Raw genomic sequence first — 15,332 nt, 5'->3', positions numbered from 1 at the left:
TGAGGTGTATAAAATGGATATCCGGCAGTTAAAATATTTTGTGACAATCGTTCAGGAAGAACAAGTAACCAAAGCCGCAAAAAAATTACATATGGCTCAACCGCCTCTTAGCCAGCAACTTAAATTGATGGAAATGGAAATCGGTGAAAAACTTTTCGATCGGAATGGGAAGAGACTTGAACTCACTGAAACTGGCAAGGTCCTATATAAAAAAGCTGAAGCCCTTTTGAATCAGTTTGAAGAAACACTTCTGGAAGTGAAGGAAGTCAGTAAAGGGGTAAAGGGCACTCTTTCCATTGGGTCAGTAAAAACTTGCTTTTCTTACATTCCGCAAAGGATGAGAACCTTTAGAGTAAAATACCCTGACATACGCTTCAAGTTAATGGAAGGTGATACATTCCGTTTGACGGAAGGCTTAATAAACAGGGAAATCGAGTTGGCCATTGTACGGCTTCCAATTAACGGTAAGCAATTCGCATCGGTTAACCTTCCGCCGGAAGATTTTGTGCTAGTCACCCCAAATGATTGGGATATCCCAGACTCCATCGAATTTAAACAAATTAAGGAATTTCCCCTCTTATTGCTGCATAGGGTAAGCGGTCAAGGTACTTATGAACTTATAGTGGATGAATGCTTCAGACATGGATTTGAACCTACGATTGTATGTGAATGTCCTGATGCAGCAATGATATTATCTTTGGTGAAGGAAGGAATAGGCGCTACCATCATGCCACGTACCACATCCAAGTCGTTTTCAACACAGGGTATAAAAATAGTCGAATTGATAGATTGTGAAGTACAATCGGAAGCCGCCCTTATTTGGCTCGAAGAACACTATCTTTCCAAAGGCGCCGTCAAATTTCTAGAAACATTTTCTGAATGAATGGCCAGTTACAAATGAATATTCATTTGTACCTCTTCTAATAATCTCTGGTGTTGGTTTTCAATTTCATCCAATGAAAAGAAAAAAAGCAACCTATTAGTGAACTGTGCCCCAATTTACGACAGTATTAAAAAAGTGCCTAAGCGGCTAATAAGTGGTCCCGGTATTGTACCGGGGCCATTTTCTTTAGCCCCCATTGATAACGATGATTATTATATTCTTCAATAACTCGATCAACTTCTTCCTGCAAATCTGTTAAATTAGTACACGTCTTATATTCTGCCAAATCCTTAAAGTGGCCAAAGAAACTTTCCATCGGCGCATAGTCCCAACAGTTTCCCTTACGGGACATGGATGGGTTAGCCCAAGTTCCTTCACTTTGTGTTGAAATAGCGGATGGGTGTAATGGAACCCCTGGTCAGAATGAAGGATTGCATTCGGATGAAACTTGTGACTCACAGCCTGCTTTAGCTTATTTAAAGTCTCGTAAACGATATCCATTTCTAATGAAGTGGATAAAAGGTACGTAACGATTTCTTTTGTGGCGGCTTCTTTTACGCAGGATAAATACGCTTTTTGGCCTTTCCCATAATAAAGATAGGTAATGTCAGTAAGCAGGACCTTCCCTGGCTCCTCCTGATTGAATTCACGATTAAGGAGGTTTGGACAAGTAAGGTGCTCCTTGGTTGCCTTGGCCATCTTCCGATACGGGTTGGCCCTTCTGATTTTCGCTGGAAGATTATACTTTGACATCAACCGTCTGATTTTCTTATGATTCATGACGGCCGAGTAGTCATTCTCCATAATCATTTTGATTTGAAGGGCGCCTACCTTTTCCTTTTTACTGATGAAAATATTTCTGATCAATTCTATGTCCAATTCATCCTGTTCTTCACGAAGCTCACGGTAAGGAGCTGCTTTTAACCAATCATAGTAGCCACTTCGACTTACACCAGCCAATTTGCATAGATAGGAAACAGCCTTCTTTAATTGATGTATTCTGATCATTCTTTCAATCAAATAGAACTTCTCCGCAGCAGTTAGAATTATTTCTTTTTCAAAGCCTGCCTTTCTAGCTCTTCCAGCTTTTTTAGGAAGTCATTTTCTGCTTCAAGGAATTTGATTCTCGCCTCGGCCTTCCTAAGTTGGTCCTCTACAGACTGTGCCTTGGAAGTGGGGCGTCCTGTACTTCCTTTTCCACGGCGTTCCGTAAGGAAGCCTTCCTCACCAAACCTTTCAAAGGTACTACGCCAGCGCTGTAGACAACGCTTGGGTTGATTCTTGCCAATTATTTCGAGATTAAATCCCTGGATAATGAAAATTTGAGAGGGGGTTTTCCCCTTTTTATATTCTTTAACTGCTTTTGTCTAAATTCCGGACAATAGGAAATAGATCGCTCGGAAACACTAATGATATTTGGATTCTTTTCAAGTTCTTTAATCTGATATTCAGTTTATATATTCTTACTCATAGAAACCCTCCGTCCATACTCATTACATCTATTGAAACATAAAAAAACCCGGATAAGGGGGCTGTTGACAAATACCCCTTTAAACAAAAAAAGATGAACATCTACTGAATGTAGTGTTTATCTTCTTTTTTTGTTTACTATATGTTGTGTCCGGTTATGAGATTCTTTAGTTTGTCAACAGTCCCTAAGGGACACTTTTTTATGTGTGTCCGTTATCCGGGGTATAGTTCATCAGGAGATGGTTGCTTTTTCAAATCAATTCTCAAGTCCTGATGACCTGCGCATTATTTTCTGGCATGCTTTTACATCATTCAATGTCGTAAAATACCCTTAACAGCATGACCGGTATTGGACTTTACGAGGATTTCATTATAATTGTCTTTTGTAACCGTTTTCAAACCTGTCCTGCGGTTACCGAACAGGGTACCTAAATAGCATGCGAGGAACCCAAGCGGAATGGAAACGATTCCTGGTGAATTTAAAGGGAAAATCGGGTCACCTGTCATAATGGTGGCACCGGGGACCGGGTTCCAGACATTTGGACTTAGTGCCACGAGCAAAAGTGTCCCAAAAAGACCTGTCATCATACCGACTATTGCACCGGTTTTATTGAATTTTTTCCAATAGATCGTAAGAAGGATGACTGGCAAATTCGAACTAGCGGCCAATGTAAAGGCAATCGATGCCAGAAACGCTACATTGAATTCCTGCAGGCCTAATGATAATACGATCGCAAGTGCAGTCACACCAATGGAAGCCCATCTAGCCATCGTCATTTGCTGTTTTTCCGTCGCTTGTCCATCTTTTAATATTTCATTATAAAAATCATGTGAAAATGCCGTCGCACCTGTTAAAACTATTCCCGCAACAACTGCGAGTATCGTTGCAAAGGAAACGGCCGCAATAAAGGCGAATAAGATATCCCCGCCCACAAGTTGGGCCAATAAAGGTGCAGCCATGTTACCCGCTGGATTAGCGGCCATTATATTCGTTGTTCCAACCAACTTCGCAGCACCGAATCCGAGAAAAATGACCATGATATGGAAAGCACCCATAATCCACATCACCCAAACAACCGACTTTCTTGCCACTCGTGCATTAGGGACAGTCAAAAAACGTATTAAAATGTGCGGTAGACCTGCCGTTCCCAGAATTAGGCCCAGTGACAAGGAAGCTGCATCCCACCCACTTGCATATTTAATACCTGCCTTCAGGTAATCTGCACCCATGGGTGTCGCTGTTTTCATATCCGTGAAAATTCCGATGAAACTAAAATTCAACTTCCACATGACGATCATGAATAATATAAAGACTCCGCCAATCAGCAGGATGGCTTTAATGATCTGCACCCAGCTCGTCGCCGTCATCCCCCCAAATAGAACAAATACCAACATTGCAATACCTACGATGATGACTGAGGTATTATACGGGATGTCTAAAAGCAATTTAAATAAAGCACCTGCCGCAACAAGTTGACCCAGCATATACATGACTGATATAACCAGGGTATTAAAAGCCGTCACTCCCCGGACCTGTTTATATTTAAACCTTGTAGTCACCATATCAGCCAATGTGTATTTTCCTAAGTTCCTTAAAGGTTCTGCCACTAGGAATAACACGACAAGAAATGAAACAAGTGCTCCATACATCAGAAAAAATCCATCATAACCAGTTAAGGAAAATGCTCCAATCAATCCTAAAAACGTGGAAGCCGACATAAAATCCCCGGCCAATGCAAGCCCATTTTGCCTAGCGGTCAACCCGCCTCCAGCCGTATAAAAAGAGCCTGCCGTTTTAGTTTTTTTGGAAGCGAAGTACGTGATGAAAAGGGTTCCTATCGACATTAGCGCAAAGAGAATGATAACTGTCCAATTCATGTTTCAAAGCCCTTCTTTCTCGATGATTTCTTTTATTTGTTCATCGATTCTTTCTGATTTCCTTACATATATGCTGCAAACCCATACAGACATAACCGTAATGGAAACACCGTACACCCACGCCCACGTTATGTCACCAATGAATGGGTGTTCCAGGATATCTGTGTAAAAAACTAAGAAGGGCAAAAGCAGGGAATATCCCATAAAGAAAATCGTAAAAGGGATGACGAATTTCTTTTTATCGGAAAGCATATTCTGAAACTCTTTGGAGGCAACAATCTTTTCATAATCCACTGGATTGGTTTGTTCCGATTCTTCTAGGTTTTTTTCCAACTGAACCATCACTTCACACCTCTTCTGGTATTTATTTTTCCAAGGACGGTACTTTAATCCCCCTCCCTCCCAAAACCCAAACAAACTCATCTGCACAGCCCATTCCCTAAGCTCTCCGTACTTCTTTTGTTTTACCGATGACGCTTACAGATAGGGCAGCAGTAAGTTCCCACTGCTGCCCTGTCCCAGACCATATCTTTTAGAAGGCTTGCACTTTCGCAATAGACTTGGCTCGCATAAACGTCATCCGTTTCGACTTCTTTATACTTCCACTTTTCCATTTGATATGAATCTTCTTTCCTTCCAAGGGAAGAGAATCATTGAAATGTAAGTGCCAACTCTCTTGAAATGATCTGTCCATTGTTTGATAGCCAATTCCCTCATGAACATTTCCTTCGTTTTGGATTTCGATTAAATAAACGCCTGGCGGGGGTGTCAGGAATGCTTCCGATAATGTAACTAGAACGTGTTGATTATCCTTGAAATTGAGTGTCCCCTGACTTTCAAAATATGTGCCAAGGCATGACGGGATATCTGCGAACCGACCATCCGCAATCAAGTTTCTAAGCATAGTGAAACTTACTTTTTCATGGTCAATTTCAAATTTATTCATTTCCGTCACTTTAAAAAATCGCTTACCTTCGATTTTCAGCGTTTCCATATTTCCTTCCCCTTTATGCCCATAACGGAAATCGAATCCAGCCACGGCATGTTTGCATTTAAAACCACATAGATAATCCTCGATAAAACCAGAGGGTGAAAGATGGGCAAATGCGGAATCGAAGTTCACGACTATCAAGGTTTCTACTCCTAAATCCTGCATTATTTTTGCTTTTTGCTCTAATGGAGTAATGTATGTGTGGGGCGTTTGATCGTTTCCTATGATTTGCTTTGGATGTGGAAAAAATGTCATGACTGCCAATTTCAAATCTTGCTGTATAGCAATCCATTTGGCTAGATTAATCAATTCTTGATGGCCTAGATGAACTCCGTCGAAAAATCCAAGAGCCAGCACACACGGTTCTGCTTCTGCTGTATATATACTGGAAAGTGGGTGCTGAACATGAATGATATCCAAATCCATCTTCCTTCCTTTGCTTCTTGAAAGGTTCCATTATAGACTCAGTAAACAAACCTTCCGTGATCCAGCAGTTTTCCCTCAACTATTCACCCATTCCCTTAAACGGTGACAAAAGGTCTTGGAACAGGTATATATGCACTAGCAACCTATCCAAATGACCATGGGAGTCAATGTATGTTTTGCGAAACGCTCGATCATTCATCCTAAATCCCTCTTCTTTTTAGATGATGAATTCAGGCTTGCTTTTAGCCAGAATCGGTTCCTCAAGAGGAATTTCTTCACCTGATATTATATCAAGAACGGCAGAAGCCTCATCAAACCATGAATCCGGAGCTTTGGCTCCCCAGAATGTCTGACGCCTTGGATCATTCAAATCCCAATGAATCGGTTCGGTATCAGGGTCAGATGTTAAGTAATCCCCATTGTATAATTCGATCCTGTGACCGTCCGGGTCTCTTAAATATAGGAAGAATGCATTGGATAGGCCATGCCTTCCTGGTCCGCGTTCGATGGACTGTGCATATCCAAGTGATGCCAGTACATCACAGGCATGGATAATTGCAAGGGGGTCAGGCAGAAAGAAGCCTACATGATGAAGTCTTGGACCGATTCCGTTCATGAATGCCTGGTCATGGACCGTTTGCTTTCTATGTAGCCACGTTGCCCATAATTGGCCCGACTCATCCACTGTATCTTCCGAGCAGGCAAAACCTAATTCTTTCACATAAAAATCATAGGCTTTTTGCACATTTGGTACACAACAATTCACATGATCGATCCTTTGGACCCTTGACCCCCTATACATATCGAACCGTTGCAGCAATCTCTCTGCTTTATCCATTTTGCTGAAAAATTCAACTGGCAATCCTGAAATATCCTGGACTCGCAGCGACTTGCCTAGTGCATGCTGTGTTCCTTCCTGCATCCACTTCATCTTCATTCCCTTGGACAGGAAGAAAGATTCCAATTCTTCAAGGTCTTCCTCTTTTTCCACCTTGTATCCTATTGCTTCAACGCTTGGCTTTTCTGCCTTTTGCAAGATAAGCGAGTGATGATGCGCTTCTTCTAAACCACGTAAATATATGTGATCATTCGTTCTTTCCGTTTCAATAAAACCTAAAGCATCCACATAAAAGGCTCTTGATTTATCTAAATCTGTTACATTAAGTATCGTTCTCGCAACACGAATAATAGAAAAATTCATAGTATTCTCCCCTTCTTTAATGAAACCCGGATTATTTTTCAGCAGAAGAAACGGCATTTCGTTTTGAGTCTCCAAATTTAGGAATGTGATGTTCTCCAATTGCTACGTGGATAACTTGTGTTTCCGTATAGAATTCAAAGCTATAATGGCCACCTTCACGTCCTACCCCGCTATATTTCGACCCTCCAAATGGTATCCTCAAATCCCTAACGTTTTGGGAATTCACCCAGACCATCCCACTATCGACAGCTTGAGCAAACCTATGTCCACGTTTCATATCATTGGTCCATACATAAGCAGCTAGCCCATATTTTACATCATTGGCCATTCTCAGTACTTCTTCTTCAGTCTTGAAAGGAATGACTGCCATGACTGGTCCAAAAATCTCTTCCTGTGCTACTGTCATATCATTGGTACAGTTCAAGAGAAGCGTCGGGGCAATATAATTCCCTTCTTTGAACGCACTTGGCATGGCACCGCTTACAATTTCCGCCCCTTCATCTTTTGCTATATCCAAATAACGGGAGACATTATTAAAATGGTTACGATGGATCAGCGGTCCGATTTCCGTTTCTGGATCCATTGGGTCTCCAATTTTGATATTATGAACACGTTCCTTCAATTCTGCAACGAACTGGTCTATTATCGATTCATGGACAAATAATCTGGAATTGGCTGTGCAGCGCTCCCCATTGAATGAATAGATTCCCCATACCACTGAATCCAGGGCCTTTTCCAGATCGGCATCTTCAAAAATGACCGCTGGTGATTTACCCCCGAGTTCCATGGAAAAACGTTTCATTGTATCCGCACCATTTTTAATGATTTCAGCGCCAGTCGTCGTTTCTCCGGTAAAGGATATCAATTGGACTTCAGGATGGGCGACCAAGGACGCCCCTGCTGTCTCCCCAAAACCGTGCACGATATTGAATACGCCTTTTGGCAGACCGGATTGGTCAACGATTTGTGCCAATTTATTGGCTGTCAATGGAGACCATTCCGCTGGTTTAAGGACACATGTATTACCTGTAGCCAGGGCCGGGGCGATCTTCCAGGTTTCTAACATGAAAGGCGCATTCCAAGGAGTGATTAATCCTGCCACTCCTATCGGTTTATGAATCGTATAATTGATGAAAGTGTCATCCACTTGATACGACTCTCCTATTAGCCTGCTTTTCACCATTTCAGAATAAAAGCGAAAATTCTCCGCTCCCCTTGCGGCCTGTTTTTTTGTCTGGCTAATCGGCAACCCTGTATCAAGGGATTCCAAAAAGGAAATTTCTTCGGCATTCTCTTCAATTAATTCAGCAATCCTATTAATGAACTTCAATCTTTCTTCCACTTTCATCGTTCTCCAGGGACCGTTATCGAATGCAGCTCTTGCAGCAGCTACCGCTTGATCAATATCCTCTTTAAACCCTTCTGCCACATTATTGATTGCTTGATTATTAAAAGGGCTTAGATTTTCAAATGTTTTTCCTGAGGTACCATCGACAAATTGACCATTGATGTAATGCTTGACATCTCGCACGGGAAAAGTTTGCATGATAAATCCTCCTTTAAAAATTAATTCGGGAAGATGACAACAATCGTTAGGATTTGTGCGATCTTCCCAATCTAGCAATTATGACTGGATTTTTTGGTCAATCAACCCGTATGATTGAAGGGTTTCACGCAGTTCTTTTTCCAATGGTTCCGAAGGCGGCCCCATAGGCGGCCTTAATGCAGGATTGATTTTCCCCATCATCCCCATCGCAGCTTTTAATGGTCCTGGATTGGTTTCTTTAAACAAAACATCATTCAATGGCATTAATTTGTAATGGAGTTCAAGTGCCTTATCCACATCACCCTCCACCCAATGGTCATAAATTTCCGCCACTTCTTTAGGAGTGATATTAGCTGTAGCACTTATATGACCTGCCCCTCCAATAGCCAACATTGGATAGCATAATAATTCGATGCCCGAATATAAGAGAAAATCCCTTCCACAATTCAATAAGACACGGTTCACATGTTCAAAATCCTTATTTGATTCCTTCACACCAATAATATTTTCACAATCTTCAGCAAGACGTGCCAATGTCTTCACTTCCAAGTTCGTCGCCGTTCTTCCGGGAATGTTATAAACGATAAGCGGGATATCAACAGAATCAGCTACTGTCTTAAAATGATTGTAAAGTGCCTGTTGATTCGGTTTATTGTAATAAGGAACGATGACTAATGCAGCATCCGCACCCATTTCCTGTGCCCTTTTTGTCAAATGCAACGTTTCTTTCTGATTGGCTGATCCAGTACCTGGTGCAACTGGAACACGGGCTTTTGCTGCTTTAATTGCCGTTTCCATCACTAATTCCCGTTCCTCAACCGTCAGTGAACTCGGCTCGCCGGTAGTCCCGCATACCGAGATCCCATGGGATCCGCTTTCAATATGCCAGTTTACTAGATTTTCTATTGCCTTTACATCCACTTCCATCTTTTCATCAAACGGAGTGATAACGGGAGCGATGGATCCTCTTAAACGACTTTTGATTTCCTCGTACATTATTTCTACCACCTTTTCATTATTTGAATATTCGGAATTATTCAAGTGAAAAAATCGGCTTTGATTTTATGAATAATCGATCGACTATTATAAAACAAAGCCTTGGTCATCAAAGTGCCTGATCGTGATTAGTTTCCGCCCTCTGCTTGAATGTGCTGATGGCATTCAGTTTATGCTTTCTCACCAATGATTCAATTTCTTCAAAAGATGCTTTTTCCTTTAGAAGCTTTATGATGCTTTCATGTTCGCGAATCGACTGGACTGCGCGTTGCGGCACCATGGTGAACATGGACTTTCTGACTCTATTCATTCTTTGTTGCGCCTGTTTAATTTCCTCCTTTAAAAAGGAATTTCCGCATTTTTCATAAATTTCCGCATGGAAACATTCGTTTAACTTACCAAACAGCTCTAATTCAAAGTTATGGAGGGCTTTTTCCATTTCTTTGTTTAAATTAATTAGATTTTCAAAATCATGATCATTCATCGTTAAAGAACTGAGGGCAGCTGCATATCCTTCAAGCAAAGATAAAACTGAAAGAGTTTCAATGTATTCACTTTCATTAATGCTTGTTACCACTGCTCCACTATAAGGCTTATATTGAATAAGGCCGTCAGATTCCAGTTGTCTGATCGCTTCCCTGACAGGAATCGGGCTTAAACTAAGTTCTTTTGCCGTTTGATCGATAATGATCCGCTGTCCAGAACCATATGTTCCATCCAAAATTAATTTACGAAGGTGCTCATAAGCTAATTGTTTTTTGCTGGGATTTTTGTTTTTCTCTTCCATATTTTCATCATATATGAAATCATATATGATTGCAATCGATTTTTATTTAAAATCATATATGATTTTCATTTTTCTATACAAGATTGGTTTACCATATATAATGATCTGTTCCCATGAATAGTCTGAATGTAACAAAAAAATCAAGTAGTCCACCTTTTCCTTTGCCATAGTGAAGTGAGCTAAAATGCTTATCATGCCTTCTTCCCTAAAGTGCCATATCGAAATATAATCCAACTAAAAAAACCTGCAGACCCTGATGTAGCCAGGTAGTCTGCAGGTTATTAAAAAACTATGCCATTTTTGATTTAACAAATGAATGTATTCTTTCAACGGCTGCTTCCAGCAGCTCCAGTGAAGTTGCATAAGAGAGTCTGATGTTATCAGGTGCACCAAACCCCGAACCTGGAATAACAGCCACTTGAGCTTCTTCCAGCAACGCAGTCGTAAAATCTTCGACATTGCTGTACCCTGTTAATTCAACTGCACGTTTAACGTTCGGGAATAAATAAAATGCCCCTTGTGGTTTAATGCAGCTAATGCCTGGAATTTCAACCAATTTATCATATATCTTATTCAAACGGCCTTCAAATGCCTGACGCATTTCTTCAACAGGCTCCTGAGTACCATCATAAGCGGCAATCGCACCATATTGAGCAGTTGTGGTAGGATTGGATGTGCTATGGCTGGCAAGGTTCGTCATTGCTTTAATGATGGACTCTTCACCGACTGCATAACCAATTCTCCAGCCAGTCATCGAATGCGATTTAGAAACACCATTGATGATGATCGTTTGATTTTTCAATTCAGGTGAAATCTCTGCAATGGATGTATGTTTAGCATTTCCATAAACCAATTTTTCGTAAATTTCGTCGGAAACGATCAAGATATCATGAGCCAGGCAAACTTCCCCGATAGCCGCCAATTCTTCCCTGGAATAAAGCATGCCCGTTGGATTGCTTGGCGAATTGATGATAACCGCTTTCGTTTTTTCGGTAATTGCTTGTTCTAATTGTTCTTTAGTGATTTTATATTGATTTTCTTCCGTACCGACTACATAAACTGGCTTTCCGTCAGCAAGCTTGATTTGCTCAGGATAGCTCACCCAATATGGTATCGGAACAATGACTTCATCTTCTTCATCCAGGATAGCTTGAAACAATGTGTAAAGCGCGTGCTTTGCACCTGAGGCAACTAAAATTTCAGACGGTTTATATTCCAGGCCTTGATCAAGCTTCAATTTAGCCGCAATTGCTTCTTTTAGCTTCGGCAGACCAGCGGATGGCGTGTATTTAGTTTGACCTTCATTCATGGATAGAAGTGCTGCATCTATGATATGTTTGGGCGTATTATAGTCTGGTTCACCAGCACCCAAACCAATTATATCTAGACCTTGTGCCTTAAGTTCCTTTGCTTTTGCCGTGATGGCCAATGTTGTTGATGGCGTTAATGACTGAACGCGGTTCGCTAATTTCATTTTAAATTAATCCTCCATTCTAAATGCTTCGATAATACTTAAGCCATTCCCCAGTTTTAAAATCATAATAGTCATAGTTAAAACGCTCGGATTCATCAAGATACGTTACTTCCCAAAGCGGAACGTTCTTTTCCATGCCTAGCTTAACCGATATGATTTTTTGGGGATTAAGCTTTTCTTTGACAATGTTTAAGATCTCTTTTTTTGATTTACCATCTTTATAGTTTTCCACTACTATTTCTTTCTTCTTGTCCTCAGGAAGCCAGACTATTTTTTTAGTCCCTTTTTCTCCCTTACCAATGATAACGGAGTATGAATCCTGCCCATTATAAAGGTAGAATTCTTCCATCGACACAAGGCCGCCTTCTTCCTTCGCCTTTTTAAAAGCCTCATCACCAGCCTCTTTTTTAGGCTGCAACGCTTTAATATATGCCCCGCTGACAAATCCGATAAAACAAAGGACTAGGATGGAAGCAATAATCAACCATTTTTTCAAAGCTGCTTTTCCTTCTTTCTATGTACGATAAATTGTAAATATCGCTTTTTCTTGATCTTGGGAATCCAATGCCAGACCGAACATCAAGTCATCTTTTTTCAATGTTCGGTTCAAAGAATCCACAATTTTATACAGATCAGGGGAATGTTGCAACCTGACTGTTGAAATTACTTCGATTTTACTTTCCATGTAAACGCCCCTCCATTTTAATAAATTGTCAACAACCACTGGTATGAATAGGATTTGAAGGCTCTACCACCTATCACATTATACCAGTTCAAAGGTTATTTTTCTTTATAAATTCATAAAAATTCATTTTAGATCAATGAATAATCTAAAGATTCTTTAAATCCACTCTTCTATCATTTCAGCCATTTCTGCTATTGAGGCTTGGTGCCAGTCCACTTCCGGAATGGCCTTTTGAAATTCAGGTCCATATTTGGCAGTGATGATGCGTCGATCAAGAATAACCAATACCCCTTTATCTTCTGGAGTGCGTATAAGCCTGCCGAATCCTTGTCGGAACCTTAACAGGGCTTCAGGTAAAGAATACGCAGAGAAAGGATTACGCCCTTGCTTCTCGAGGAGTTGGCATTTTGCAGCTGTCACTGGTTCATCCGGTGGCGAAAAAGGCAGCCTGACAATGATTAAACAAGATAAATCCTCGCCCGGGATATCGACGCCTTCCCATAGGCTGGTTGTCCCAAACAGGACGGCTTTCTCGAAGTTTTGGAAATTCCTGAGCAGCCTCATCCGGCTTCCGCCAGAAATCCCTTGCGCAAACAAGGTGAACTCATCCAGAACGCCACTGTCTTTGATGGAATGATAGGTTGCCCGCAGCATTTCATGCGAGGTGAATAATACCATCATCCTCCCTTTCGCTGCCTGAGCCGCTGCAATAATATGGTTTGCCGCGGTTTCGGAGAATTCCTCCACCGATAAGCAATTGATATCTGGTAGATCATTTGGAACCAGTACCTTTACGAGTTCCTTATAAGGAAAGGGTGAAGGAAAACTTGCTGTATGCATTGGCTCATTCTCTAAACCGAGTTGTTCTTTAAAATACTTAAAAGAATCCTTCACCACAAGAGTTGCCGATGTCATGACCACACTTTTTTGGCGCCCGAAATAGGAATCCCATAACCGTTTACTTCCTGAAATCGGCTGAACCGTCAAAGTCACCCCATGCTGGGGTGCTGCATTCGTATAATCAAGCCAATAAATATTTTCCTCATGCGGCTTGATGAAAAATTCATGCAAGGAGTCCCTGGTATCCTGTAAATGTCCAAGCAGCACCTCGATATCATTCAAGTGAAATAATGAATTTTTTCCTAAGGGGGACTCATTATTCAATAAAAGAGCCAATCTTATCTCTAACTCCTTGATGATGTTTCCTAATAAATCCACCAATCGCTCAGCAACAAGAATCGCTTTACCCCATCTTCCATCATCTATTTTGAATGAAAGCCGTTTCGGACTCATGGAACGTGAAAGTTTTTCCGCCTGATTGGAAATGTAATAAAAAAGCTGTTCGAATTCATACGAAAAATCACTAAGCTTTTGATCTAATTCATGCGTAGACTTCCCATCCGTCAGTCCATTATTTAAGAGCATCCTGTCCAATTTATATAATAATTGCTTTTGATCCGATGTCCCTAGTCTGTTCAAAACCGTCTTCACCGAAATGTAATTAAGCCTGCTCCCAAGCTGTTTAGATGCAGCCTGTTCCAAATGGTGCGCTTCATCGAGAATCAAATACCCTTTTTTTGGAATCAAAGCGTCTTCTGTAAGAAGATCCGTCATTAAAAATGAATGATTAGTAATGATGATATCCGCCTTGGCAGCTGTTCTTTTTGCCCGTTCAAAAAAATCCAATTCAAGCCAGGGCTGTTTTAAACCGGCGTATGTAAGACCATCACTTTGAAGCCTATTCCAAAATAGCTGACCGCCGCTTGTAAGATTCAATTCATCTTTATCGCCTGTTACGGTTTCAGTAAGCCAAACCAATATCTGCATTTTCGTTAATGCCGTTTCATAATTATCTTCCTTCTCACGCAATGCCCTTTCGAACTTTGCCAAGCTCAAATAATTACTTCTCCCCTTAAGCAAAACAGCATGAAAGGTAAAGGGAAGGATTTTCTTAAGCTTAGGAACCTCGTTTTGAAGAAGCTGATCCTGTAGCTGAAGCGTATACGTCGAAACGACGACAGGTTTATGATGTTTTTTTGCAAAATAAACGGCCGGAAGCAGATAACCTATGGATTTTCCAATACCTGTCCCAGCTTCAATGATTGCATCCTGGCTGGATTCGAAGGAATGATGAATCATGTTCATCATGTCAAGTTGTCCGCTTCTTGCTTCGAAGGCAGGGAATGCACTTTGAAGCATGGCTATTTTTTCCTCATCATCGAGCGGGAATTTCGACTCCGTATCTTTATGATCACCTTCGTCTTCGGCCTTTTTAAATGCAAGGCCCCTATAAGTAATAAGATCGGGTGAATGGACTTCTGCTTTAGCAAGTTTGCTTGCAATGCAAGCATCTATTAATTCGGAAACCTCACTTTGTAAGGAATAAGATAATCGATATAACTGTTTAAGTGTCATGACTGGAAGATTCATCAGCTTTTTTTTCAATTCCAACAATAATAAAGCGGTGGCATATGCATCACTATCCGCTTGATGGGGCCTGGAATGATCTAGGTTTTCTTCTTTAGCCAGCTGGTGCAGCTTATATCCATCGGATGTTGGTTTTAATATTTTCGCTAACTCTACTGTATCAAGGGTGGAACCATAAAACGGCTCAAACCCGCATCGTACTAGTTCTTCCTGTAAAAAAGATAAATCAAATAAAACATTATGGGCAACAAAACAAGCCCCTTCTATAAGCCGGGCAATATTCTCTGCAACATCTTCAAAGTCAGGTGCATTTTTTACCGTCTCATTGCTTATTCCGGTCAATTCTTCAATAAACAAGGAAATTTCCTGTCCAGGGTGGATGAATGTCGAGTATTCATCCACAATTTGGTCATTCTCGATGACCACACCAGCAAATTGAATAATCCTATCTCCTTTTTTCGGAGAATTCCCTGTTGTTTCCAAATCGACCACTACATATCGTTGCATCATGAATTGTACACCTCAAACTTCGCTTTCTCCACTTCCTGATGGAATTCTCTTATCTTTT

The 15,332-nt window shown here is 40.9% G+C and carries 12 protein-coding genes and 1 pseudogene; 1 reads left to right on the top strand and 12 read right to left on the bottom strand.

Features of this window, described 5'->3' with window-relative positions:
- Positions 1-13 precede the first annotated feature (13 nt).
- On the top strand, positions 14-883 hold the full coding sequence (locus tag QFZ73_RS21760; protein ID WP_307270566.1) for a LysR family transcriptional regulator: 870 nt from the start codon (positions 14-16) through the stop codon (positions 881-883).
- A gap of 139 nt (positions 884-1,022) precedes the next feature.
- Here QFZ73_RS21760 and QFZ73_RS21755 read toward each other — a convergent pair.
- The 12 genes and pseudogenes from QFZ73_RS21755 to dinG all read right to left on the bottom strand — a co-directional run bounded on the left by QFZ73_RS21755 (position 1,023) and on the right by dinG (position 15,274).
- A pseudogene (locus QFZ73_RS21755) lies at positions 1,023-2,324 on the bottom strand (IS3 family transposase).
- 341 nt (positions 2,325-2,665) lie between these two features.
- Positions 2,666-4,231 (bottom strand): solute symporter family protein, encoded by a 1,566-nt coding sequence (locus tag QFZ73_RS21750; RefSeq protein WP_307270563.1) that lies wholly within the window; start codon positions 4,229-4,231, stop codon positions 2,666-2,668.
- A gap of 3 nt (positions 4,232-4,234) precedes the next feature.
- Complete coding sequence (locus QFZ73_RS21745) at positions 4,235-4,573, bottom strand: DUF485 domain-containing protein (protein ID WP_307270560.1); 339 nt, start codon at positions 4,571-4,573, stop codon at positions 4,235-4,237.
- 190 nt (positions 4,574-4,763) lie between these two features.
- Complete coding sequence (locus QFZ73_RS21740; RefSeq protein WP_307270556.1) at positions 4,764-5,642, bottom strand: FAD synthetase family protein; 879 nt, start codon at positions 5,640-5,642, stop codon at positions 4,764-4,766.
- Between the two features lie 223 nt (positions 5,643-5,865).
- Positions 5,866-6,849, bottom strand: coding sequence for a 3,4-dihydroxyphenylacetate 2,3-dioxygenase (gene hpaD / locus QFZ73_RS21735; protein ID WP_307270553.1), 984 nt, complete (start codon positions 6,847-6,849; stop codon positions 5,866-5,868).
- A 31-nt stretch (positions 6,850-6,880) separates the two neighbouring features.
- On the bottom strand, positions 6,881-8,395 hold the full coding sequence (gene hpaE, locus QFZ73_RS21730; RefSeq protein ID WP_251430542.1) for a 5-carboxymethyl-2-hydroxymuconate semialdehyde dehydrogenase: 1,515 nt from the start codon (positions 8,393-8,395) through the stop codon (positions 6,881-6,883).
- A gap of 78 nt (positions 8,396-8,473) precedes the next feature.
- The gene (gene hpaI / locus QFZ73_RS21725; protein WP_307270550.1) at positions 8,474-9,391 is read right to left on the bottom strand and encodes a 2,4-dihydroxyhept-2-ene-1,7-dioic acid aldolase; all 918 of its coding nucleotides are present in this window, start codon (positions 9,389-9,391) and stop codon (positions 8,474-8,476) included.
- A 109-nt stretch (positions 9,392-9,500) separates the two neighbouring features.
- On the bottom strand, positions 9,501-10,178 hold the full coding sequence (locus tag QFZ73_RS21720) for a GntR family transcriptional regulator (protein ID WP_307270548.1): 678 nt from the start codon (positions 10,176-10,178) through the stop codon (positions 9,501-9,503).
- A gap of 289 nt (positions 10,179-10,467) precedes the next feature.
- Entirely contained in the window at positions 10,468-11,652 is a 1,185-nt protein-coding gene (locus tag QFZ73_RS21715) for a pyridoxal phosphate-dependent aminotransferase (protein WP_307270545.1), read from the bottom strand.
- 19 nt (positions 11,653-11,671) lie between these two features.
- A complete protein-coding gene (locus QFZ73_RS21710) occupies positions 11,672-12,148 on the bottom strand; it encodes a cell wall elongation regulator TseB-like domain-containing protein (RefSeq protein WP_307270542.1) in 477 nt (158 codons plus the stop codon).
- An 18-nt stretch (positions 12,149-12,166) separates the two neighbouring features.
- Positions 12,167-12,337 (bottom strand): YpmA family protein, encoded by a 171-nt coding sequence (locus QFZ73_RS21705; protein ID WP_065310840.1) that lies wholly within the window; start codon positions 12,335-12,337, stop codon positions 12,167-12,169.
- 156 nt (positions 12,338-12,493) lie between these two features.
- Positions 12,494-15,274, bottom strand: a complete 2,781-nt coding sequence (gene dinG / locus QFZ73_RS21700; RefSeq protein ID WP_307270538.1) for an ATP-dependent DNA helicase DinG — start codon at positions 15,272-15,274, stop codon at positions 12,494-12,496.
- Positions 15,275-15,332 lie beyond the last annotated feature (58 nt).

This window comes from Peribacillus sp. V2I11 (assembly GCF_030817135.1).
In the GTDB taxonomy this organism is placed as follows: Bacteria; Bacillota; Bacilli; order Bacillales; family DSM-1321; genus Peribacillus; species Peribacillus simplex.
The sequence above is the reverse complement of the archived record's forward strand: the minus strand, read 5'-3'. Positions and strand labels throughout refer to the sequence as shown.

Excerpts from the sequence above, each read along its gene's own strand:
- hpaI (WP_307270550.1), bottom strand. The coding sequence starts at position 9,391 with ATGTACGAGGAAATCAAAAGTCGTTTAAGAGGATCCATCGCTCCCGTT.
- QFZ73_RS21705 (WP_065310840.1), bottom strand. The coding sequence starts at position 12,337 with ATGGAAAGTAAAATCGAAGTAATTTCAACAGTCAGGTTGCAACATTCC.
- hpaE (WP_251430542.1), bottom strand. The coding sequence starts at position 8,395 with ATGCAAACTTTTCCCGTGCGAGATGTCAAGCATTACATCAATGGTCAA.
- QFZ73_RS21720 (WP_307270548.1), bottom strand. The coding sequence starts at position 10,178 with ATGGAAGAGAAAAACAAAAATCCCAGCAAAAAACAATTAGCTTATGAG.
- hpaD (WP_307270553.1), bottom strand. The coding sequence starts at position 6,849 with ATGAATTTTTCTATTATTCGTGTTGCGAGAACGATACTTAATGTAACA.
- QFZ73_RS21715 (WP_307270545.1), bottom strand. The coding sequence starts at position 11,652 with ATGAAATTAGCGAACCGCGTTCAGTCATTAACGCCATCAACAACATTG.
- QFZ73_RS21750 (WP_307270563.1), bottom strand. The coding sequence starts at position 4,231 with ATGAATTGGACAGTTATCATTCTCTTTGCGCTAATGTCGATAGGAACC.
- dinG (WP_307270538.1), bottom strand. The coding sequence starts at position 15,274 with ATGATGCAACGATATGTAGTGGTCGATTTGGAAACAACAGGGAATTCT.
- QFZ73_RS21760 (WP_307270566.1), top strand. The coding sequence starts at position 14 with ATGGATATCCGGCAGTTAAAATATTTTGTGACAATCGTTCAGGAAGAA.
- QFZ73_RS21745 (WP_307270560.1), bottom strand. The coding sequence starts at position 4,573 with ATGGTTCAGTTGGAAAAAAACCTAGAAGAATCGGAACAAACCAATCCA.